General features: G+C 71.7%; 23 protein-coding genes and 5 tRNA genes. 21 read left to right on the top strand and 7 right to left on the bottom strand.

Annotated elements, in window-relative coordinates:
• Positions 1 to 234: 234 nt before the first annotated feature.
• The 10 genes from ACRWNP_RS09885 (at position 235) to ACRWNP_RS09840 (ending at position 5,068) form a co-directional block, all read left to right on the top strand.
• A complete protein-coding gene (locus ACRWNP_RS09885) occupies positions 235 to 423 on the top strand; it encodes a hypothetical protein (RefSeq protein ID WP_354795788.1) in 189 nt (62 codons plus the stop codon).
• An 85-nt stretch (positions 424 to 508) separates the two neighbouring features.
• The gene (locus ACRWNP_RS09880; RefSeq protein ID WP_431960686.1) at positions 509 to 1,300 is read left to right on the top strand and encodes a fumarylacetoacetate hydrolase family protein; all 792 of its coding nucleotides are present in this window, start codon (positions 509 to 511) and stop codon (positions 1,298 to 1,300) included.
• Positions 1,293 to 2,777: a glutamate--tRNA ligase gene (gene gltX, locus ACRWNP_RS09875; RefSeq protein ID WP_431960685.1), complete on the top strand. Its 1,485-nt coding sequence runs from the start codon at positions 1,293 to 1,295 to the stop codon at positions 2,775 to 2,777. Before ACRWNP_RS09880 ends, gltX begins: the two co-directional genes overlap by 8 nt.
• 68 nt (positions 2,778 to 2,845) lie before the next feature.
• Positions 2,846 to 3,814 (top strand): pseudouridine synthase, encoded by a 969-nt coding sequence (locus ACRWNP_RS09870; RefSeq protein WP_431960684.1) that lies wholly within the window; start codon positions 2,846 to 2,848, stop codon positions 3,812 to 3,814.
• A gap of 9 nt (positions 3,815 to 3,823) precedes the next feature.
• On the top strand, positions 3,824 to 4,543 hold the full coding sequence (locus ACRWNP_RS09865; RefSeq protein WP_431960683.1) for an HAD family hydrolase: 720 nt from the start codon (positions 3,824 to 3,826) through the stop codon (positions 4,541 to 4,543).
• A gap of 88 nt (positions 4,544 to 4,631) precedes the next feature.
• A tRNA-Gln gene (locus ACRWNP_RS09860) sits at positions 4,632 to 4,703 on the top strand.
• A gap of 17 nt (positions 4,704 to 4,720) precedes the next feature.
• Positions 4,721 to 4,793, top strand: a tRNA-Glu gene (locus ACRWNP_RS09855).
• 27 nt (positions 4,794 to 4,820) lie between these two features.
• Positions 4,821 to 4,893 (top strand) — tRNA-Glu (locus ACRWNP_RS09850).
• A gap of 12 nt (positions 4,894 to 4,905) precedes the next feature.
• Positions 4,906 to 4,977, top strand: a tRNA-Gln gene (locus ACRWNP_RS09845).
• 18 nt (positions 4,978 to 4,995) lie between these two features.
• Positions 4,996 to 5,068: transfer RNA gene (locus tag ACRWNP_RS09840), tRNA-Glu, on the top strand.
• 99 nt (positions 5,069 to 5,167) lie between these two features.
• Here ACRWNP_RS09840 and ACRWNP_RS09835 read toward each other — a convergent pair.
• Positions 5,168 to 5,812, bottom strand: coding sequence for a MerR family transcriptional regulator (locus ACRWNP_RS09835; RefSeq protein ID WP_431960682.1), 645 nt, complete (start codon positions 5,810 to 5,812; stop codon positions 5,168 to 5,170).
• 82 nt (positions 5,813 to 5,894) lie between these two features.
• Here ACRWNP_RS09835 and ACRWNP_RS09830 point away from each other — a divergent pair, with 82 nt between their 5' ends.
• Positions 5,895 to 6,395, top strand: coding sequence for a DUF4188 domain-containing protein (locus ACRWNP_RS09830; RefSeq protein ID WP_431960680.1), 501 nt, complete (start codon positions 5,895 to 5,897; stop codon positions 6,393 to 6,395).
• Between the two features lie 16 nt (positions 6,396 to 6,411).
• Here ACRWNP_RS09830 and ndgR read toward each other — a convergent pair whose 3' ends face one another.
• Entirely contained in the window at positions 6,412 to 7,128 is a 717-nt protein-coding gene (gene ndgR, locus ACRWNP_RS09825; protein WP_431960678.1) for an IclR family transcriptional regulator NdgR, read from the bottom strand.
• Between the two features lie 159 nt (positions 7,129 to 7,287).
• Between ndgR and leuC the strand changes: the two genes are divergently transcribed.
• The 4 genes from leuC (at position 7,288) to ACRWNP_RS09805 (ending at position 10,397) form a co-directional block, all read left to right on the top strand.
• Positions 7,288 to 8,709: a 3-isopropylmalate dehydratase large subunit gene (gene leuC, locus ACRWNP_RS09820; RefSeq protein WP_431960676.1), complete on the top strand. Its 1,422-nt coding sequence runs from the start codon at positions 7,288 to 7,290 to the stop codon at positions 8,707 to 8,709.
• A gap of 5 nt (positions 8,710 to 8,714) precedes the next feature.
• Positions 8,715 to 9,308 (top strand): 3-isopropylmalate dehydratase small subunit, encoded by a 594-nt coding sequence (gene leuD, locus ACRWNP_RS09815; RefSeq protein ID WP_431960674.1) that lies wholly within the window; start codon positions 8,715 to 8,717, stop codon positions 9,306 to 9,308.
• Positions 9,309 to 9,440: 132 nt separating this feature from the next.
• Entirely contained in the window at positions 9,441 to 9,674 is a 234-nt protein-coding gene (locus ACRWNP_RS09810) for a hypothetical protein (protein ID WP_361012465.1), read from the top strand.
• Positions 9,675 to 9,797: 123 nt separating this feature from the next.
• On the top strand, positions 9,798 to 10,397 hold the full coding sequence (locus ACRWNP_RS09805) for an HU family DNA-binding protein (protein ID WP_431960672.1): 600 nt from the start codon (positions 9,798 to 9,800) through the stop codon (positions 10,395 to 10,397).
• A 76-nt stretch (positions 10,398 to 10,473) separates the two neighbouring features.
• Here the strand turns inward: ACRWNP_RS09805 and ACRWNP_RS09800 are convergent, their stop codons facing one another.
• Positions 10,474 to 10,692 carry a hypothetical protein gene (locus ACRWNP_RS09800; RefSeq protein ID WP_018562077.1) on the bottom strand — a complete coding sequence of 73 codons (219 nt, stop codon included), beginning with the start codon at positions 10,690 to 10,692 and terminating at the stop codon, positions 10,474 to 10,476.
• Between the two features lie 10 nt (positions 10,693 to 10,702).
• Positions 10,703 to 11,428, bottom strand: coding sequence for a 2-phospho-L-lactate guanylyltransferase (gene cofC, locus ACRWNP_RS09795; RefSeq protein WP_431960670.1), 726 nt, complete (start codon positions 11,426 to 11,428; stop codon positions 10,703 to 10,705).
• A 291-nt stretch (positions 11,429 to 11,719) separates the two neighbouring features.
• Here cofC and ACRWNP_RS09790 point away from each other — a divergent pair, with 291 nt between their 5' ends.
• From ACRWNP_RS09790 to ACRWNP_RS09780, 3 genes are read left to right on the top strand one after another with little or no spacing between them, the layout of a single operon-like run.
• Positions 11,720 to 12,445 (top strand): lysophospholipid acyltransferase family protein, encoded by a 726-nt coding sequence (locus ACRWNP_RS09790; RefSeq protein WP_431960668.1) that lies wholly within the window; start codon positions 11,720 to 11,722, stop codon positions 12,443 to 12,445.
• Positions 12,442 to 13,443, top strand: a complete 1,002-nt coding sequence (locus ACRWNP_RS09785; RefSeq protein WP_431960667.1) for an NAD(P)H-dependent glycerol-3-phosphate dehydrogenase — start codon at positions 12,442 to 12,444, stop codon at positions 13,441 to 13,443. The genes ACRWNP_RS09790 and ACRWNP_RS09785 overlap by 4 nt, the downstream gene beginning before the upstream one ends.
• 28 nt (positions 13,444 to 13,471) lie before the next feature.
• Positions 13,472 to 14,608, top strand: a complete 1,137-nt coding sequence (locus ACRWNP_RS09780; protein WP_431960666.1) for a D-alanine--D-alanine ligase family protein — start codon at positions 13,472 to 13,474, stop codon at positions 14,606 to 14,608.
• A 34-nt stretch (positions 14,609 to 14,642) separates the two neighbouring features.
• Here ACRWNP_RS09780 and ACRWNP_RS09775 read toward each other — a convergent pair whose 3' ends face one another.
• Both ACRWNP_RS09775 and ACRWNP_RS09770 read right to left on the bottom strand, forming a co-directional pair.
• Positions 14,643 to 15,107 carry a DUF3515 domain-containing protein gene (locus tag ACRWNP_RS09775; RefSeq protein ID WP_431960665.1) on the bottom strand — a complete coding sequence of 155 codons (465 nt, stop codon included), beginning with the start codon at positions 15,105 to 15,107 and terminating at the stop codon, positions 14,643 to 14,645.
• 50 nt (positions 15,108 to 15,157) lie between these two features.
• Positions 15,158 to 15,391, bottom strand: a complete 234-nt coding sequence (locus ACRWNP_RS09770; protein ID WP_431960664.1) for an Lrp/AsnC family transcriptional regulator — start codon at positions 15,389 to 15,391, stop codon at positions 15,158 to 15,160.
• A gap of 155 nt (positions 15,392 to 15,546) precedes the next feature.
• Here ACRWNP_RS09770 and ACRWNP_RS09765 point away from each other — a divergent pair, with 155 nt between their 5' ends.
• Both ACRWNP_RS09765 and thiD read left to right on the top strand, forming a co-directional pair.
• A complete protein-coding gene (locus ACRWNP_RS09765) occupies positions 15,547 to 16,506 on the top strand; it encodes a thiamine-phosphate kinase (RefSeq protein ID WP_431960663.1) in 960 nt (319 codons plus the stop codon).
• A 19-nt stretch (positions 16,507 to 16,525) separates the two neighbouring features.
• A complete protein-coding gene (thiD, locus tag ACRWNP_RS09760; RefSeq protein WP_431960662.1) occupies positions 16,526 to 17,314 on the top strand; it encodes a bifunctional hydroxymethylpyrimidine kinase/phosphomethylpyrimidine kinase in 789 nt (262 codons plus the stop codon).
• Positions 17,315 to 17,408: 94 nt separating this feature from the next.
• Here the strand turns inward: thiD and rpmB are convergent, their stop codons facing one another.
• On the bottom strand, positions 17,409 to 17,594 hold the full coding sequence (rpmB, locus tag ACRWNP_RS09755; protein ID WP_014628431.1) for a 50S ribosomal protein L28: 186 nt from the start codon (positions 17,592 to 17,594) through the stop codon (positions 17,409 to 17,411).
• Positions 17,595 to 17,864: 270 nt separating this feature from the next.
• Between rpmB and ACRWNP_RS09750 the strand changes: the two genes are divergently transcribed.
• Positions 17,865 to 19,547, top strand: coding sequence for a DAK2 domain-containing protein (locus tag ACRWNP_RS09750; protein WP_431960661.1), 1,683 nt, complete (start codon positions 17,865 to 17,867; stop codon positions 19,545 to 19,547).
• Positions 19,548 to 19,565: the final 18 nt, after the last annotated feature.

The following is a 19,565-nucleotide window of genomic DNA, read 5'->3' as shown; positions in this document are numbered from 1 at the left end:
CAACCGGGGGTGAAGAGTCCGGATCGGCCGTGATGTCGGTTTCGGTGGTATCGACGAGCCGACCGATTCGCCCCGCTTGTCCTTGCGTTCGTGAGGAAAATCACAGGCTGGCCGTTGTATTGGTCATCCGAATCGGGGAATGGGCGCCGATAGATTGACGTTTGACACAGCCGTGTACTACGTCAACCGCGCCCCGGCGGGCGCCCGGTAACCACACGAGGTTCTGACCGTCCCATGAAGACGACCATGATCATGCGACCCATAGCCAACCCGCGCCGCACCACCCTCGCGCACCTCACGGACGCCGAGGACACGCGGACCGCAGAGGTCGCCCCGGCCGTCGAGGGCGCGGAAGCCGTTGTGCTGCCCCGGCAGACCGCCAACCCCCGCCGCACCGTCCTGACGGAGCTGCCGACCGCCTGAGGCGCGGCTCGGCGGGCGGGTCCGCAAGCCACCCCCGGGATAACCTGGAGCGTCAGTCTCCGGCCAGTGAGGTGAGCTGCTTCCCGTGCGCATCGCCAGGTTCTCCATCGACGGCAATGTCGCCTTCGGCGTCGTCGAGGGCGACGAGTCCGTCCCCGACGGACTCGTCCTCGACATCATCAAGGGCATCCCGTTCGCCGAGTTCGAGCGCTCCGGCACCAAGGTGCCGCTGAGCAAGGTCCGGCTGCTGCCGCCGGTGCTCCCCAGCAAGGTCGTCGCGATCGGCCGCAACTACGCCGAGCACGCCGCAGAGCTGGGCAACGAGGTGCCCGAGGTCCCGGTCGCCTTCTTCAAGCCGTCCACCTCGGTGATCGGCCCGGGCGACCCCATCGTGTACCCCTCCTTCTCGCACGAGGTGCACCACGAGGCCGAGCTCGCCGTCGTCATCGGCCGGATGTGCCGCGAGGTCCCGCGGGAGCGCGTGGCCGAGGTCATCCTCGGTTACACCTGCGCCAACGACGTCACCGCGCGGGACGCCCAGAAGGCCGAGAAGCAGTGGGCGCGCGCCAAGGGCTTCGACTCCTCGTGCCCCATCGGCCCCTGGATCGAGACGGACCTCGACCTCGCCGCCGCGAACGACCTCGCCGTCACCGCGACCGTGGGCGGCGAGTTGCGCCAGTCCGGCCGCACGAGCCAGATGATCCGCTCCATCGAGGACCTGATCGTGCACATCACGGAGGCCATGACGCTGCTCCCGGGCGACGTCGTCCTCACCGGCACCCCGGCGGGTGTCGGACCGCTCCACGTCGGCGACGAGGTCGCCGTCACCATCGAAGGCATCGGCACTCTCACCAACAAGGTGATCAAGCGTGACTAGCGCAGCACCCGTACGCGTACGTTTCTGCCCCTCGCCGACCGGCAACCCCCATGTGGGCCTGGTCCGCACCGCCCTGTTCAACTGGGCGTTCGCCCGCCACCACGGGGGCAGCCTGGTCTTCCGCATCGAGGACACCGACGCCGCCCGCGACTCGGAGGAGTCGTACCAGCAGTTGCTGGAGGCCATGCGCTGGCTCGGCTTCGACTGGGACGAGGGCCCCGAGGTCGGCGGCCCGCACGCGCCCTACCGGCAGTCGCAGCGCATGGACGTCTACCAGGACGTCGCCGCGAAGCTGATCGAGTCCGGGCACGCGTACAAGTGCTACTGCACCACCGAGGAGCTCGACGAGCGCCGCGACGCCGCCCGCGCCGCCGGCCGTCCCTCCGGCTACGACGGCCACTGCCGCGACCTCACCGCCGGGCAGGTCGACGCGTACGAGCGCGAGGGCCGCGAGCCCATCGTCCGCTTCCGCATGCCGGACGAGACGATCACCTTCACCGACCTGGTCCGCGGCGAGCTGACCTTCACCCCGGACAACGTGCCCGACTACGGCATCGTCCGGGCCAACGGCGCCCCGCTGTACACGCTGGTCAACCCGGTCGACGACGCGCTGATGGAGATCACGCACGTGCTGCGCGGCGAGGACCTGCTGTCCTCCACCCCGCGCCAGATCGCGCTCTACCGCGCGCTCGCCGAGATCGGCGTCGGCAACGGCACCACCCCGCTCTTCGGTCACCTGCCGTACGTCATGGGCGAGGGCAACAAGAAGCTCTCCAAGCGTGACCCGCAGTCCTCCCTCAACCTCTACCGCGAGCGCGGCTTCCTCCCCGAGGGCCTGCTCAACTACCTGTCGCTGCTGGGCTGGTCGCTCTCCGCCGACCGCGACGTCTTCACCGTCGAGGAGATGGTGGCCGCCTTCGACATCGACGCGGTCAACGCCAACCCGGCGCGCTTCGACCTCAAGAAGGCGGAGGCGATCAACGCCGACCACATCCGCATGCTGGACGTCAAGGCGTTCGTCGAGGCCTGTGGCCCGTGGCTGAGGGCCCCGTTCGCCCCCTGGGCGCCCGAGGCGTTCGACCAGGCCGCCTTCGAGGCGATCGCGCCGCACGCGCAGACCCGTCTGACCGTGCTCTCCGACATCACCGACAACGTCGACTTCCTCTTCCTCGACGCGCCGGCGGAGGACGAGGCGTCCTGGCAGAAGGCGATGAAGGACCAGGCCGCGGCCGCGGCGCTGCTCACCACCGCCCGCGAGAACCTGGCGGCCGCCGACTGGAACGCCGAAGCCCTCAAGAACGCCGTCCTCACCGCCGGTGAGACCCACGGCCTCAAGCTCGGCAAGGCCCAGGCGCCGGTCCGGGTCGCCGTCACCGGCCGCACCGTCGGACTGCCGCTCTTCGAGTCCCTCGAAGTGCTCGGCCGCGAGCGCACCCTGGCCCGCGTCGACGCCGCCCTGGCGAAGCTGGCCGGCTGACCGCGGTACACCGATCCGCCCCGGGCCTTGGCCAAAAGCCCGGGGCGGCACGCTTCCCGGACCGTCCCATGCGCCGCAGGACCAGCCCCCCGACAGCCCCGCTGCCCCAGCGCCGCGGGGTCGATCCCGTGCGCGTACGGCTGCCCGGCACCGGGGCGTGGGCGACGGTCCGCGACCATCTGGTGGACCGCCTGGGCGCGGCCGTCCCCCCGGAGCGGGTGGACGCCATGTTCGCGGCGGGGGAGGTGCACGGCGCCGACGGACCGCTCGCGCCTGACGCCGCCTACCGCCCGGGCGGCCACGTCTGGTTCCACCGGGAGCCGCCGCAGGAGGTCCCGGTGCCCTTCGCGATCGAGGTGCTCCACCGGGACGACCGGCTGCTCGTCGTCGACAAGCCGCACTTCCTCGCCACCATGCCGCGCGGCGGCCACGTCGTGCAGACGGCGCTGAGCCGGCTGCGCCACGACCTCGCGCTGCCCGGGCTCAGCCCGGCCCACCGGCTCGACCGGCTGACGGCGGGCGTGGTGATGTTCGTGATCCGCCCCGAGCTGCGCGGCGCCTACCAGACGATTTTCCGCGACCGGCTGGTGCGCAAGGAGTACGAGGCCGTCGCCCGGTACGACCCGGCCCTGGCGCTGCCGCGCACGGTGGAGAGCCGGATCGTGAAGGAGCGCGGTGAGATGGCGGCCCGCGAGGTCCCCGGCGAGCCCAACGCCCGCAGTCACGTGGAACTGCTGGAAGTGCCTGACCACCTCGGCGGGCCGGCCCGCTACCGGCTCCGTCCCGAGACCGGTCGCACCCACCAGTTGCGGGTGCACATGAACGCCCTCGGGGTGCCGATCCTCGGCGACCCCCTCTACCCGCACGTCCTGCCGCCGGCCGCGCCCGGAGACTTCTCCCGCCCGCTGCGGCTGCTGGCCCGGGTGCTGGAGTTCGACGACCCCGTGACGGGCGAACGGCGCCGTTTCGAGAGCCGCCGGACGCTGTTCACCCCGTGGCCGCCACACACCGGTACTCCGGACGGAGCACCGGACTAGAGTCGACGTATGCCGATCCGCGCCGTGCTCTGGGACATCGACGACACGATCTTCGATTACTCGGCCGCCGAGCGGGCCGGAGCGCTGCGTCACCTGGAGGCCGAGGGTCTGCTCGGCGCGCTCGGCGGCGAGGAGCGGGCGCTGCGGATGTGGCGCGAGGTGATGGAGACGCACTACGCGCGCTTCCTCAACGGGGAGCTGACCTTCACCGAACACCGCAGGGAGCGGGTCCGGGCCTTCCTGGGGCCGTCCGTGGGTGATGCCGTGGCCGACGCCTGGTTCGCGGCCTACTACGTGCACTTCGAGGCCGCCTGGTCGGTCTTCCCCGATGTCGTGCCGGCGCTGGAGGCCCTCACCCCGGGCTACCGGCACGGCCTGCTGTCCAACTCCAGCACCGCCCACCAGGAGCGCAAGCTGGCCCGGCTGGGGCTGCGCGACCGCTTCGAGTGCCTGGTGTGCTCGCAGGAACTGGGGCACGCCAAACCCGCGCCGGAAGCCTTCCTGGGAGGGTGCCGGGCACTGGGGCTGCCACCGGAGGAGGTCGCCTACGTGGGCGACAAGGCCGACACCGACGCGCGCGGCGCGGACGCGGCGGGCCTGTACGGAGTGTGGCTGGACCGTACGGATTCGGTGACCGAGCCGGACCTGCGGCGGATCACCGGGCTCGCGGAGCTGCCCGCGCTTCTGGCGGCGGATACTCGTTTTGGAGCCCCGTCACCGATCGGGTAATGTTCTTCCTGCGCCGCCCGGGCGGGCCGAAAAGGCTGGCACGGGGAGCGCGGCCAAACAAAACCCCCCGCGGGGGGTTGAGTTTTGGTGGGGTATGGTGTAATTGGCAGCACGACTGATTCTGGTTCAGTTAGTCTAGGTTCGAGTCCTGGTACCCCAGCGCAGATCTTCTGCAAAGCCCCCGTTGTGTAGCGGCCTAGCACGCTGCCCTCTCAAGGCAGTAGCGCCGGTTCGAATCCGGTCGGGGGTACTGATCTCTCTGGCAGGGATCGCTAGGGCCCCCGTTGTGTAGCGGCCTAGCACGCCGCCCTCTCAAGGCGGTAGCGCCGGTTCGAATCCGGTCGGGGGTACTTGACACACCATGGGGTATGGTGTAATTGGCAGCACGAGTGATTCTGGTTCATTTAGTCTAGGTTCGAGTCCTGGTACCCCAGCGCATTTCCACAAGGCTTGCCCCCGTTGTGTAGCGGCCTAGCACGCCGCCCTCTCAAGGCGGTAGCGCCGGTTCGAATCCGGTCGGGGGTACATCGAGGAGTGGCCCTCCGCTTCGGCGGGGGGCCTCTTCCGTTTCTCCCCCCGTCCCCATGCCCCGCCTCCGCGCCTGGTGTACTGCGGTGCCACGCCTCACCCAACTCCGAAGCGGCGCCGGGACTCCTCGGCCTCGGCGAGCCGGCGCAGGCTCAGCAGTACCGGCTCGTAGAGCACCGTGAGCGTCACGGCGGCGGCCGCCTGTTCCAGCGGGGTGTCGTAGGTCTCCACCAGATCCAGGTCGTGGACGGCCTGTTGGGCGGCGAGCCGCGCGTAGGGCGCCAAGTGCCGTGTGCTGCTGGGGTATCCGAGGCGGGTCAGGGCGGCGACCGCCGTGACGAGCATCCGGTACGCGGGGGCGGGGCCGTGCTCCTCGCCGCCGTACTGCCAGCCGAGTTCGGCCATCAGCCCGTCCACCTCGCGTCGGGCGGTCTCGGTCGCGGGGTCGTCCTCGTCGGGCTCCGGGCCGTGCGGCAGGACGTAGGTGGCGGCGCCGAGCCGCAGGTGCTGGTTGAGCGACTCGTCCTCCACCGCGGCGAGCACCTCGCGCGCGGTGGCCACCGGCACCTTGCCGATCTGGATCAGCGCCCGGACGAACCGCAGCCGGCGCAGGTGCTCCTCCCCGTACTCGGCCTGCGTGGCCGTGACGCGACGGCCGGGCGGGAGCAGGCCCTCGCGCAGGTAGTACTTGATCGTGGCCGTCGCCACGCCGCTGCGTTCGCTCAGCTCCGCCAGTCGCATTCCCTTGCGCCCTCCATTGGATAGTGGCACTATCTAAGCATGGATAGTGCCGCTATCCAATACGGATGGCAGGGGGAGAAGCATGTCCGCGCAGGTGATTCCGGGTCGCAGCACCGCCGCCGCCGAGGGGGGCATCGTCGTGTTCCTCATCGGGATGCGGATCAACCGCTTCCGGTCGCTGGGCAGCTGGCTCCCCGTGTTCCGGGCCATGCCGCGCATGCTGCGGGAGCTGTCGCAGGACGACGGGAGCGGCTTCCTCGGGTACCGGCTGCTGTTCGGCGGGCCCCGGGTGATCTACGTCGTCCAGTACTGGAAGTCCACGGAGGCGCTCTTCGCGTACGCCTCCCAGCAGGACAAGCAGCACCGGCCCGCGTGGGCGGCGTTCAACCGCCGCGCGCGGGCCGGCAAGGGCGCAGTGGGCTTCTGGCACGAGACGTATGCCGTGCCGGCGGGCGGCCACGAGTCCGTGTACGTCGACATGCCCGCTTTCGGGCTGGGCGCCGCGACGGGGGTCGTCCCGGTGGGACGCCGCGGTGAGACGGCGGCGCAGCGGCTGAAGGCGGGCGAGGAGCGGGCGGCCTGAGGCCGGTGCCCCGGCCTCAGCCGCTGCGACGCAGTGCCTCGGACAGGCGGGCGGCGGCGTCCACGACGGCCTGGGCGTGCATGCGCCCGGGGTGCCGGGTGAGCCGCTCGATCGGGCCGGAGACGGACACCGCCGCCACCACGCGGTTGGACGGGCCGCGCACCGGGGCCGAGACGGAGGCCACACCCGGCTCGCGCTCTCCGATCGACTGGGCCCAGCCGCGCCGCCGTACGCCGGAGAGCGCGGTGGCCGTGAAGCGGGCCCCCTGCAGTCCGCGGTGGAGCCGCTCCGGCTCCTCCCACGCGAGCAGGGCCTGGGCGGCGGATCCGGCCTTCATCGGCAGCGTGGAGCCGACCGGGACGGTGTCCCGCAGTCCGGACAGCCGCTCGGCGGCGGCCACGCAGATGCGCATGTCGCCCTGGCGACGGTAGAGCTGGGCGCTCTCGCCGGTGATGTCGCGAAGGTGCGTGAGCACCGGGCCGGCCGTGGCCAGCAGGCGGTCCTCGCCCGCCGCGGCGGCCAGTTCGGACAGCCGAGGGCCCAGGATGAAGCGCCCCTGCATGTCGCGCGCCACCATGCGGTGGTGCTCCAGGGCGACGGCGAGGCGGTGTGCGGTGGGGCGGGCGAGACCCGTGGCACCCACGAGCCCGGCCAGGGTGGCCGGGCCGGACTCCAGTGCGCTGAGCACCAGAGCCGCCTTGTCGAGAACGCCGACGCCACTACTGTTGTCCATGCAACGATACTTGCGTCTCACTCTGTGAAACGCAAGTTCAATTTTCCGGCGGACGCGGCACGCTGGATGCACAGGCCGCTGCGGCCACCCCTCACGAGGGGGCGGACACGCAGGGCAACGACGAACAGGCCGGCAGAGCGGCCGGTCGGAGGGAATGCGATGGCAAGGACACTCGCGGAAAAGGTCTGGGAGGATCACGTCGTGCGGCGCGCCGAGGGCGAGCCCGACCTCCTCTTCATCGACCTGCACCTGCTCCACGAGGTCACCAGCCCGCAGGCCTTCGACGGTCTGCGGATGAACGGCCGCCAGGTGCGCCGGCTGGACCTCACCATCGCGACCGAGGACCACAACACCCCCACCCTCGACATCGACAAGCCGATCTCCGACCCGGTCTCGCGCACGCAGCTGGAGACGCTGCGCAAGAACTGCGCCGAGTTCGGAGTGCGACTGCACCCGCTGGGCGACGTCGAGCAGGGCGTGGTGCACGTCGTCGGTCCGCAGCTGGGCCTGACCCAGCCGGGCATGACGGTCGTCTGCGGTGACAGCCACACCTCCACGCACGGCGCCTTCGGCGCGCTGGCGTTCGGCATCGGCACCAGCCAGGTCGAGCACGTGCTGGCCACCCAGACCCTGCCGCTGGCCCCGTTCAAGACCATGGCGATCACCGTCGACGGCGAGCTGCCCGACGGTGTCACCGCCAAGGACCTGATCCTGGCGATCATCGCCAGGATCGGCACCGGCGGCGGCCAGGGCTACGTCATCGAGTACCGCGGCTCGGCCATCGAGAAGCTCTCGATGGAGGCCCGGATGACCATCTGCAACATGTCGATCGAGGCGGGCGCCCGGGCCGGCATGATCGCCCCGGACCGGACCACCTTCGAATACCTGCAGGGCCGTCCGCACGCCCCGCAGGGCGAGGACTGGGACGCCGCGGTCGCGTACTGGGAGACGCTCAGGACCGACGAGGACGCCGTCTTCGACCGCGAGGTCGTCATCGACGCCGCCTCACTGTCCCCGTTCGTCACCTGGGGCACCAACCCCGGCCAGGGCGCCCCGCTGAGCGCCTCCGTGCCGGACCCGGCCGGCTTCGAGGACGCCAGCGACCGCCTGGCCGCAGAGAAGGCGCTGGAGTACATGGCACTGGAGCCCGGTACGCCGCTGCGCGAGGTGCGGGTCGACACCGTCTTCGTCGGCTCCTGCACCAACGGCCGTATCGAGGACCTGCGCTCCGCCGCCTCCGTCGTCAAGGGCCGCAAGATCGCCGACGGCGTGCGGATGCTGGTCGTCCCCGGCTCGGTCCGGGTCGCCCTGCAGGCCGTGGAGGAGGGCCTGGACAAGGTCTTCAAGGAGGCGGGTGCCGAGTGGCGGCACGCGGGCTGTTCGATGTGTCTGGGCATGAACCCCGACCAACTGGCCCCCGGTGAGCGCTCCGCGTCCACCTCCAACCGCAACTTCGAGGGACGGCAGGGCAAGGGCGGCCGCACGCACCTGGTGTCGCCGCAGGTCGCGGCCGCGACCGCGGTCACCGGCCGCCTCTCGTCCCCCGCCGATCTTCCCGGCGCAGCCGTCCTGGAGGCCTGAGAACGATGGAAGCTTTCACCACGCACACCGGCCGCGCCGTCCCGCTGCGCCGCAGCAACGCCGACACGGACCAGATCATCCCGGCCCACTGGCTGAAGAAGGTCACCCGCAACGGCTTCGAGGACGGCCTGTTCGAGGCCTGGCGCAAGGACCCCGAGTTCGTCCTCAACCGGCCCGAGCGCCAGGGGGCGACCGTGCTGGTCGCCGGCCCGGACTTCGGCACCGGCTCCTCCCGTGAGCACGCGGTGTGGGCCCTGCAGAACTACGGCTTCAAGGCCGTGATCTCCTCGCGCTTCGCCGACATCTTCCGCGGCAACTCCTTGAAGAACGGCCTGCTCACCGTGATCCTGCCGCAGGAGACGGTCGAGGAGCTCTGGCAGCTGACCGAGGCCGACCCGTCGGTCGAGATCACCGTCGACCTGCAGGCCCGCGAGGTCCGCGCCGAGGGGATCACCGCCCCCTTCGAGCTGGACGACAACGCCCGCTGGCGGCTGCTCAACGGCCTGGACGACATCAGCCTCACCCTGCAGAACGAGGCCGACATCGCCGCGTACGAGGCCAAGCGCCCCTCCTTCAAGCCGCAGACCCTGCAGGTCTGAGCGGTCCGGCGGCCCTCGCGGCCGCCCGTCGGCCCACCTCCGCAGCGCCCCCCGCCCCACCGGGCGGGGGGCGCTGCGGCGTGTTCGGCTCCACACCTCGTGACAACTCACCGCAGATGACACAATCGGCACATGGAACACGATGGCCAACTCGAGCTGTACGGGTTCCTCGCTGCCAGGTTGAAGCAGGCCCACACCCGTGTGGCGGGTCTGCAAGTGCCGGAGGACGTCAGGATGCAGTTGACCCGGCGGCTGCTCGTCATCACCGCGGCCGCGAAGCACGATCTCGCGGGTGCGGCAAGGCGTCTGGAGGAACTGATGAAGGACCTCGACGAAGGCCGATTCCCCGATCAAAGGCCTTCCTGAGCCCCGAGTTCGTTGCGGCACAAGGGTGATTCGCCCGTTTCGTATTTGATTTGCGGTATATATCCGCCTAGCGTGCGAAAAAGCCCGAACTTCATCGCCGGGCAAGTTTCCGAAGGGGAAGACGTGAACAAGGCGCAGCTCGTTGAAGCGATTGCCGACAAGCTCGGCGGCCGTCAGCAGGCCGCGGACGCGGTCGACGCCGTCCTGGACGCGATCGTCCGCGCGACGGTGAGCGGGGACCGGGTCTCGGTCACCGGCTTCGGCTCGTTCGAGAAGGTGGAGCGTCCCGCCCGCTACGCCCGCAACCCCCAGACCGGGGAACGGGTCCGGGTCAAGAAGACCTCCGTCCCGCGCTTCCGTGCCGGTCAGGGCTTCAAGGACCTGGTCAGCGGGTCGAAGAAGCTCCCCAAGGCCGGAGAGGTCTCCGTCAAGAAGGCGCCCAAGGGCAGCCTGAGCGGAGGCGTCACCGCCAAAGCCACCACCAAGAAGGCCGCCGCGAAGAAGACGACGGCGAAGAAGGCCACCACCGCGAAGGCGGCCGCCAAGAAGACCACCGCCGCCAAGGCCACGGCCAAGAAGGCCACCGCGGCCAAGGCGACGACGGCGGCCGCCAAGAAGACCACGGCGAAGAAGGCGGCCGCCAAGAAGACCGCCCCGGCCAAGAAGGCGCCCGCCAAGTCCGCGGCCCGGAAGGCCGCCACCAAGCGGACCGCCAAGCGGTAGCGATTCCGCGGACCCGCACACGCCGACGGGCCGGGTACCCCTGAGTCAGGGGCACCCGGCCCGTGTCGTCATGTGCTCAGGCCCCCGGGTCGGGGAAGGTCTGCAGCGTCACGAACACCACCCGGCGCCCGTCCCCGCTGCCCTCGGTGCGGATCCGCACCCGCTGGCCGGGCCGCAGCAGCCGCAGTCCACCGGCGTCGAACGCCGCCGCGTCGAACGGCAGCGGCGTCCCGTCATCCAGCAGCACGCTGCCGGCGCGGGTCTCGGGGTCGTAGGTGTACGCGGTGGCCTGCATGGGTCTCAGCCTATCGGGCACCGCTGCCCGGAGCCGGTGCGCCCGTGGCCGGGCACCCGCCGGGCCCGGCTCCCGCGGCGCCGTCCCGCGTGGCCGCCCGAAGTCCGGGCCGCAGCAGCGCCCGCGTATGCGGCCCGACCCCCAGGACCAGGGCGGCGGTCAGGTCCTCGCCCGTATCCACGTCCCGGCGTACGGAGTCCACGTCCGGCAGGGCGATCTCATGGGCGCCGGAGGCCCGGTGGCGGGCCCGCGAGGGACCTCCGAAGGCCGGCGCGAGGGCGGCCCCGGGGGTGGCCGCCAGCAGCGTGGTGCCGATTCCGGCCGCGTCGGCCAGAAACGACCGTCCAGGGCACCGGCCGGCCGCACGGAGCACCGCGGCCAGTTCGGCGGGCCGCAAGGCCGGGAGATCGGCGTTCAGGGCCGCCACGGCCGCCGCGGGCAGGCTCTGCCGGACCGCTTCGGCGCCGTGCCGCAGTGCGGCGTTGAGGCCGGCCGCCGGGGAGTCCGGCTGAATGCGCGCCCCAAGGGCCCCCAGCGCGGCCCCGGCGAGCGGGTCATCGGTGACGACCGTCACATTTCGTACCGCCTCGCAGGCGAGCGCGGCGGCCACGGTGTCCTGCGCGAAGGCCAGTGCCAGCCCGGTCCGCACCGGGCCGACGGCCTCCGCGAGGCGGCTCTTGGCGGCGGTCAGCGGCTTCAGCGGGACGACGAGCGACCATTCCACGGGTGGCGACACCGAACTATTGTGCTCGGGTCCGCCGGGGCCACCGCCACCCTGCCCCCAACCCCCCTTCCCGGCGGTCCGCCTCCGGGTGCACGATCTCCCGGATACGTGCCCGGACGGTACGCGCCCGGGCCCCTGGCCTCGGCGCTTGCGTCAGGGGCACACCCGGGGGCCTTTCGCCCTGGCGTTACGGTGCCCCTACCGGCGACACTTGTGCGGCCGCACCGGCCGTACGGTGCCGTCGACCACAGCAGGCCGCGGTCCGGTGATCCCGGGTCGGCGGCGGAACGAGGAGGAGTTCTGGTGTCCCGCCGCAGAATCGGCTTCTGGTACCGGCTCGCAGCCGTCATCGCCAAACCGCCGCTTGTCGTTCTCTTCAAGCGGGACTGGCGCGGAATGGAGCACATTCCGGCCGAGGGCGGATTCATCACGGCGGTCAACCACAACTCGTACCTCGACCCACTGTCGTACGCGCATTTTCAGTACAACACCGGGCGGGTCCCCCGCTTCCTGGCGAAGGCGCCGCTGTTCAAGCCCGCCTTCGTCGGCACGATCCTGCGCGGCACCGGCCAGATCCCCGTCTACCGGGAGAGCACCGACGCCGCCAACGCCTTCCGGTCCGCGGTGGACGCCATCAACTCCGGCGAGTGCGTCGCCTTCTACCCGGAGGGCACGCTGACCCGCGACCCCGAGATGTGGCCGATGGTGGGCAAGACCGGCGTCGCCCGGGTCGCGCTGATGACCAAGGCCCCCGTGATCCCGGTCGCCCAGTGGGGCGCCAACGAGGTCATGCCCCCGTACGCCAAGGAGAAAAAGCTCCGCCTCTTCCCGCGCAAGACCCTGCGGGTCGTCGCCGGGCCGCCGGTGGACCTGTCGGCCTTCTACGGGCAGGACGCCAGCGCCGAGGTGCTCAGGGACGCCACCGACGCCATCATGGCCGCCATCAGTGAACTGCTGGGCGAACTGCGCGGTGCGACCCCGCCCGCGGAGCGCTTCGACCCGCGCAAGCAGAAGGGGATCACCAAGTGACGACGCGCTGCGCGGTGTACGGCGCGGGCTCCTGGGGCACCGCCTTCGCGATGGTGCTCGCCGACGCCGGCGCCCAGGTGACCATGTGGGGCCGCCGTCCCGAGGTGGTCGAGGCCGTCAACAGCACGCGCACCAACCCGTACTACCTGCCCGGTGTCGAGCTGCCCCCGACGATCACCGCCACCACCGACCCCGCCGAGGCCGCCCGGGACGCGGAGTTCGTGATCCTCTCCGTACCGTCGCAGACGCTGCGTGGCAACCTGGCCGAGTGGCAGTCGCTGCTGCCCCGCGACTCGGTGCTGGTCAGCCTGATGAAGGGCGTCGAACTCGGCACGGCCAAGCGGATGAGCGAGGTCATCGAGGAGGTCGCCAAGGCGGGCCCGGAGCGCGTCGCCGTGCTGTCCGGCCCCAACCTGGCCAAGGAGATCGCCGCGCGGCAGCCCGCCGCCTGCGTGGTCGCCTGCCGCGACGAGGCCGTCGCCAAGCGGCTGCAGGCCGCCAGCCACACGGCGTACTTCCGTCCGTACACCAACACCGACGTCGTCGGCTGCGAACTCGGCGGCGCGGTGAAGAACGTGATCGGCCTGGCCGTCGGCATCGCGGACGGCATGGGACTGGGCGACAACACCAAGGGCTCCTTGATCACGCGCGGGCTGGCGGAGACCACTCGGCTCGGCATCGCGCTCGGCGCGGACCCGCTGACCTTCTCCGGTCTGGCGGGCCTGGGCGACCTCGTCGCGACCTGCTCCTCGCCGCTGTCCCGCAACCACACCTTCGGCTTCAACCTGGGCAAGGGCATGACGCTGGAGGAGACCATCGCGGTCACCCGGCAGACCGCCGAGGGCGTCAAGTCCTGTGAGTCGGTGCTCGACCTGGCGCGCCGGCACGGCGTCGACATGCCCATCACCGAGACCGTCGTCGACATCGTGCACAACGGGAAGCAGCCGGTCGTCGCGGTCAAGGAGCTGATGTCGCGGTCCGCGAAGTCGGAACGCTGACGTCCGGAACCGGTAAGGTCAACGCGACATGAGCATTCAGCCTTCTTCCCGCAAGCCGCGCGTCGCCGTCGTCTTCGGCGGACGCAGCTCCGAGCACGCCATCTCGGTCGTCACCGCAGGCGCCGTGCTGAGCGCGATCGACCGCGACAAGTACGACGTGCTGCCGATCGGCATCACCACCGACGGCCGTTGGGCGCTGACCGCCGACGACCCGTCCCGGATGGCGATCGCCGACCGTACGCTGCCGAGCGTCGCGCAGCTCACCGAGTCCTCCGACGGCTCGGTGCTGCTGCCGGTGGACCCGGCCAGCCGCGAGGTCGTCTACAGCGAGCCCGGCTCGGTGCCCAAGGTCCTGGGCGACGTCGACGTCGTCTTCCCCATGCTGCACGGCCCGTACGGCGAGGACGGCACCCTCCAGGGCCTGCTGGAGCTTTCCGGCGTGCCCTACGTGGGCTCCGGCGTGCTCTCCTCCGCCGTCGGTATGGACAAGGAGTACATGAAGCGCGTCTTCACCTCCTTCGGCCTGCCCGTCGGCCCGTACGTCGTGATCCGCCCCCGGGAGTGGGAGCACGACCCGGCCGCGGCCCGCAAGAAGGTCGTGGACTTCGCCGCCGACCACGGCTGGCCGGTCTTCGTGAAGCCGGCCCGCGCCGGGTCCTCGATGGGCATCAGCAAGGTGGACGACCTCGCCGGCCTGGACGCGGCGATCGAGGAGGCCCGTCGGCACGACCCCAAGGTGCTCGTGGAGTCGCTGCTGCGGGGCCGCGAGATCGAATGCGGCGTCCTGGAGTTCGAGGACGGCCCGCGCGCCTCCGTCCCCGCGGAGATCCCGCCGGTCACGGCGCACGACTTCTACGACTTCGAGGCCAAGTACATCGACTCCGCCGAGGGCGTCGTCCCCGCGCCGCTGACCCCGCAGCAGACAGCCGAGGTGCAGCGGCTGGCCGTGGCCGCTTTCGACGCGGCCTCCTGCGAGGGCCTGGTCCGCGCGGACTTCTTCCTGCAGGACGACGGCGAGTTCGTGATCAACGAGATCAACACGATGCCCGGCTTCACGCCGATCTCCATGTACCCGCGCATGTGGCGGGAGAGCGGCGTCGGCTACGCGGAACTGGTGGACCGGCTGATCCAGGCCGCGCTGCGGCGCCCCACCGGCCTGCGCTGAGCCGGGGCCCGCCGGCAGTGGTGGGCCGGGTCCGTCAGAGCTCGGAGGGGATCGTCGTCTCCACGGCGTGCCCGAGGTCGGTCAGCGGGTCGACCTCGGGCCGGTACTTGGCGGGTACGGTCACCTCGACGAAGGCCTTGCGGCCGGTCGTCGTGAAGCGGTAACCGTCGTCGGTCCTCTCGATGAGCCAGCTCACGCCATTGACCTCCACCGCCTCCGCGGTGGGGTTGTACGCCGGGTTGCCGGGGGTCAGCATCTCCGGTCGCGGCACGCCACAGCGCAGCACCACCGTAGGATCCCCCCATCCGGCGGTGAGGCCGGAGACGGGGCTCACCGATCGCTTCGACAGGCCGTCGACCTTCCCGGGCAGCGCGTCGTGGAGGGCACCGCACAACCGGGCGGCGTCGGCGGAGGGCGACGGGACGGCGACCCCGCCCGCGGCACCGTCGGAGGCGGAAATCCAGACCGCCGCCGCGGACAGGCACGCGACGGCGGACACGGAGACTAGCGCTACCCGGCGGTACATCACCCGCCGAGCCTACAGGGGGCCTACAGATGGACGACCGGACAGGTCAGGGTGCGGGTGATCCCGTCCACCTGCTGCACCTTCGCCACCACGAGGCGCCCCAGGTCGTCGACCGTGTCGGCCTGGGCACGCACGATCACGTCGTACGGCCCGGTGACGTCCTCGGCCTGGATGACCCCGGAAATCTTGGAGATCACCTCCGCTACTGCCGAGGCCTTCCCGACCTCGGTCTGGATCAGAATGTACGCCTGTACCACGGAACCTCCAGGGCGGCTACGAGGATCATGTGGGAGGGAACGTCACGGTACCGCGTCGCCGCATGCCGCGGGGAGACCCGCGCGGTACCGGCCGTGCCGAAGCCGCCGCGCCAGCGCACACAGAAGGGGACCGGCCAGGTGAAGGGGACAGTCAGATGAAGGGCACCGTGGGCGAACTGGGGGAGTTCGGGCTCATCAGGGAGTTGACCGCCCGGCTCACCTCCAGCCCCGCCGTCCGGCTCGGACCGGGTGACGACGCCGCCGTGGTCGCCGCCCCGGACCGGCGGGTGGTGGCCACCACCGACGCGCTTGTCGAGGGGCGGCACTTCCGCCGTGACTGGTCCACCGCCTACGACGTGGGTCGCAAGGCCGCCGCGCAGAACCTCGCCGACATCGCCGCCATGGGCGCCGTGCCGACCGCGGTGCTGCTGGCCCTGGTGGTCCCGGCCGACCTGCCGGTGACCTGGCCGGTCGAGCTGATGGACGGCATCCGGGACGAGTGCCAGGTGGCCGGCGCGGCCGTGGTCGGCGGCGACGTCGTCCGCGGTGACACGATCATGGTGTCCATCACGGCACTGGGTGACCTGCGCGACCGGGAACCCGTCACCCGATCCGGTGCCCGCCCCGGGGACGTCGTCGCCGTCACCGGCTGGCTGGGCTGGTCCGCGGCGGGACTCGCCGTCCTCTCCCGGGGATTCCGTTCCCCGCGCGCCTTCGTCGAGGCGCACCGCCGTCCCGAACCGCCGTACCACGCCGGTCCCGCCGCAGCGGAACTCGGCGCGACGGCCATGACCGACGTCAGCGACGGGCTCGTCGCCGACCTCGGCCACATCGCCGCCGCCAGCGGCGTCACCATCGACCTGTCCTCCGCCGACATCGACATCCCGGCGCAGATGGCCGACATCGGCCAGGCCGTCGGGGTCGACCCGCTGCACTGGGTGCTGACCGGGGGAGAGGACCACGCGATAGTCGCGGCCTTCCCCCCGGACGCGAAGCTGCCCGCCCGCTGGCGGGTCATCGGCCGGGTGGTGAAGGTCACCACGACACCCCAGGTCACCGTGGACGGCGCCCCTTGGGACAAGGCGGGCGGCTGGGACCACTTCGGGGCCGAGTAGCGGCGACTAGATTCGCCGTATGACGATCCCACCACGCGTGCTCACCGTCGCCGGCTCCGACTCCGGCGGCGGCGCGGGCATCCAGGCCGACCTGAAGACCATGCTCGCCCTCGGCGTCCACGGGATGAGCGTGGTCACCGCCGTCACCGCGCAGAACTCGCTGGGCGTCCAGGGCGCCTGGGAACTCCCGGTCGAGGCCGTACGGGCCCAGTTCCGCAGCGTCGTGGACGACATCGGCGTACAGGCGGTGAAGACCGGGATGCTCTCCTCGGCCGGGCTCGTCACCGCCGTCGCCGAACTCCTCGCCCCACTCGACGTCCCCGTGGTCGTCGACCCCGTCGGCGTCTCCAAGCACGGCGACCCGCTGCTGGCGGCCGACGCGGTCGAGGTCGTACGGACGCGGCTGCTGCCGCTGGCCACCGTCGCGACCCCCAACCTGGACGAGGTGCGCCAGATCACGGGAGTCGTGGTGGACTGCGAGCCGGCCATGCGCGAGGCCGCGGCGGCCGTCCTCAAGTGCGGCCCCCGCTGGGTGCTGATCAAGGGCGGCCACCTGAGCGGCGACGCCGTCGACCTGTTCACCGACGGCAGCAGTGAGTACTGGTTGCGCGCCACGCGCCACGACAACCGGCACACCCACGGCACCGGCTGCACCCTGGCGTCCGCCGTCGCCTCGTTCCTGGCACGGGGGCTGGACGTCCCGGATGCGGCCCGCGCCGCCAAGGAGTACGTCACCGGCGCCATCGCGGCGGGCTTCCCGCTGGGCGGCGGGATCGGCCCTGTGGACCACGCCTGGCGGCAGCGCTGACGGGGCCTACGGGAGAGCACAGCAGAAAGCCGGTCCACCACGAGGGTGGACCGGCTCCGGTAGCCGCAAAGGCTGCGCTACGACGTCCTATGCGTCAGCGCGCGACCTTGCCGGCCTTGATGCACGAGGTGCAGACATTGAGGCGCTTCGGCGTCCGACCGACCACAGCACGCACCGTCTGGATGTTGGGGTTCCAACGACGGCGGGTACGGCGGTGCGAGTGCGAGATGTTGTTGCCGAAGCCCGGCCCCTTGCCGCAGACGTCGCAGTTGGCAGCCACGGGTCACTCCAAAGACTTCAGATGCACTTACGGATAAATCCCGGCGGCGCCCGACGTCCGTCCAAGTGCATTGAAGGAAGACCGGTGGTGCCGAGGGACGGCCCGGGACAGCCCCGGGCAACCGGAGCAGCATACTACGTCCGCTCCTGTCCCTCGAAATTACCATGGTCAGCGGTGCGGGGCGGTCACCCGGAGGGTCGCGGCCCTCAGTACGCTGCGTGCGGACACCTCCCCACCCCAGGTCCCCGGCCGCCCCCGCAGGAGGAACACGTGCCGCCGACGCTCGACCCTCCCGCGGTGCGCGCATGGTGCCGGCTGTCGCTCCAGGCGCTGGGCCGGGCACGCGAGGAGATCGACGCGATCAACGTCTACCCCGTCGCCGACGGGGACACCGGTACGAACCTCTTCCTGACCGTGGAGTCCGCCACCCAGTCCGTGGACGCCGTCTTCGAGGGCCACGCCGCCTCCGGCAGCACCCCGGACCTCACCTCGTGCCTGCGCTCCATGGCGCACGGCGCGCTCATAGGAGCGCGCGGCAACTCCGGGACGATCCTCGCCCAACTGCTGCGCGGCATGGCCGAGGTCCTCGCCGAGGACGCGGGCGATCTTCGGCCGGCCCTGCGCCGGGCCGCGGAGTCCGCGTACCAGGCGGTCGCGCATCCGGTCGAGGGCACGATGCTGACCGTCGCCACGGCGGCCGCGGAGGCCGCCTCCGTGGTGAACGGTGACGTTCACGAGGTGTCCCGGGCCGCGTACGAGGCGGCGCGCCTGGCGCTGGCGGCGACTCCGCGGCAGCTGGCCGTCCTCGGCGACGCCGGTGTCGTCGACGCCGGCGGCCGCGGCCTGGTGGCCGTCCTGGGCGCCCTCGCGGACGCGGTCTCCGGCCAGGCCCCGATGGGCCCGCTCGACGACGCCCTTCGGGTGCCGTTGCCCAGGGGCGCGTCCTCGGTCGTGCCGTACGGCTGCGCGAGCGGCGAGGCCGCCGCGGACGGCAGGGACCCGCACGCGGTGCCCGGGGGCCCGGGCTTCGAGGTCATCTACCTTCTGGAGGCGCCCGACCGCGCCGTCCCCGCCCTGCGCACGCGGCTGGACCGGCTCGGCGACTCACTCGTGGTGGTGGGCGGGGACGGGCTGTGGAACGTCCACGTCCACGTCGACGACGTGGGTGCCGCCATCGAGGCGGGGATCGAGGCGGGACGGCCGTACCGCATCAAGGTGACGCATTTCGGCGACCAGGCCCGCGCGCTCCAGCGGGACCGCCGCGGGACGTCCGGCGAGCGGGTTGAACGCGCGCTGCGGGCCGTCGTCGCCGTGGTGCGCGGCGACGGCCTCGCCGGGCTGTGCGCCCAGGCCGGCGCCACCGTGGTTGCCGTACGGCCCGGAGATCCGCCCGCGAGCGGCGACATCGCGGAGGCCATCCGCCGTGCCCACGCCCGCGAGGTCGTGCTCCTGCCCAACGACGTGGAACTGCGGCACGCGGTGGGCGCCGCGGCCGAACAGGCCCGCGCGGAGGGCGTCCGCGTGGCGCTCATCCCCACCCGGTCCGCGGTGCAGGGCATCGCCGCCCTCGCCGTCCACGAGCCCACCCGGCGCTTCGACGAGGACGTCGTCGCCATGACCTCCGCGGCCGGCGCCACGCGTTACGCCGAACTCGCCGTCGCGCAGGCCCAGTCCTGGACCATGGCCGGCGTCTGCCAGGCCGGGGACGTCCTCGGCCTCATCGACGGGGACGTCGCCGTGATCGGCGGCAACCTCGTGGAGACCGGGATCATCGTCCTGGACCGCATGCTCGCCGCGGGCGGGGAGATGGTCACACTCGTCATCGGGGCCGACGCCCCCGCGGATCTGGCGGACCGGCTCGAGGCCCACGTCCGCGACAGCCACCTCGCGGTCGACACGGTCGTCTACGACGGCGGCCAGCAGACCTGCCCCCTCCTGATCGGCGTGGAGTAGCCGTCCCCACACGTAGCC

This window comes from Actinacidiphila sp. bgisy160 (genome assembly GCF_965342435.1).
In the GTDB taxonomy this organism is placed as follows: Bacteria; Actinomycetota; Actinomycetes; order Streptomycetales; family Streptomycetaceae; genus Actinacidiphila.
Note: the sequence above shows the minus strand (reverse complement) of the source record. Positions and strands in the feature narration are given on the sequence as shown.

Coding starts and splice junctions, on each gene's coding strand:
- ACRWNP_RS09885 (WP_354795788.1), top strand. CDS start 235: ATGAAGACGACCATGATCATGCGACCCATAGCCAACCCGCGCCGCACC.
- ACRWNP_RS09870 (WP_431960684.1), top strand. CDS start 2,846: ATGCGCCGCAGGACCAGCCCCCCGACAGCCCCGCTGCCCCAGCGCCGC.
- ACRWNP_RS09865 (WP_431960683.1), top strand. CDS start 3,824: ATGCCGATCCGCGCCGTGCTCTGGGACATCGACGACACGATCTTCGAT.
- ACRWNP_RS09835 (WP_431960682.1), bottom strand. CDS start 5,812: ATGCGACTGGCGGAGCTGAGCGAACGCAGCGGCGTGGCGACGGCCACG.
- ACRWNP_RS09830 (WP_431960680.1), top strand. CDS start 5,895: ATGTCCGCGCAGGTGATTCCGGGTCGCAGCACCGCCGCCGCCGAGGGG.
- ndgR (WP_431960678.1), bottom strand. CDS start 7,128: ATGGACAACAGTAGTGGCGTCGGCGTTCTCGACAAGGCGGCTCTGGTG.
- leuC (WP_431960676.1), top strand. CDS start 7,288: ATGGCAAGGACACTCGCGGAAAAGGTCTGGGAGGATCACGTCGTGCGG.
- leuD (WP_431960674.1), top strand. CDS start 8,715: ATGGAAGCTTTCACCACGCACACCGGCCGCGCCGTCCCGCTGCGCCGC.
- ACRWNP_RS09810 (WP_361012465.1), top strand. CDS start 9,441: ATGGAACACGATGGCCAACTCGAGCTGTACGGGTTCCTCGCTGCCAGG.
- ACRWNP_RS09800 (WP_018562077.1), bottom strand. CDS start 10,692: ATGCAGGCCACCGCGTACACCTACGACCCCGAGACCCGCGCCGGCAGC.
- ACRWNP_RS09780 (WP_431960666.1), top strand. CDS start 13,472: ATGAGCATTCAGCCTTCTTCCCGCAAGCCGCGCGTCGCCGTCGTCTTC.
- ACRWNP_RS09765 (WP_431960663.1), top strand. CDS start 15,547: ATGAAGGGCACCGTGGGCGAACTGGGGGAGTTCGGGCTCATCAGGGAG.
- thiD (WP_431960662.1), top strand. CDS start 16,526: ATGACGATCCCACCACGCGTGCTCACCGTCGCCGGCTCCGACTCCGGC.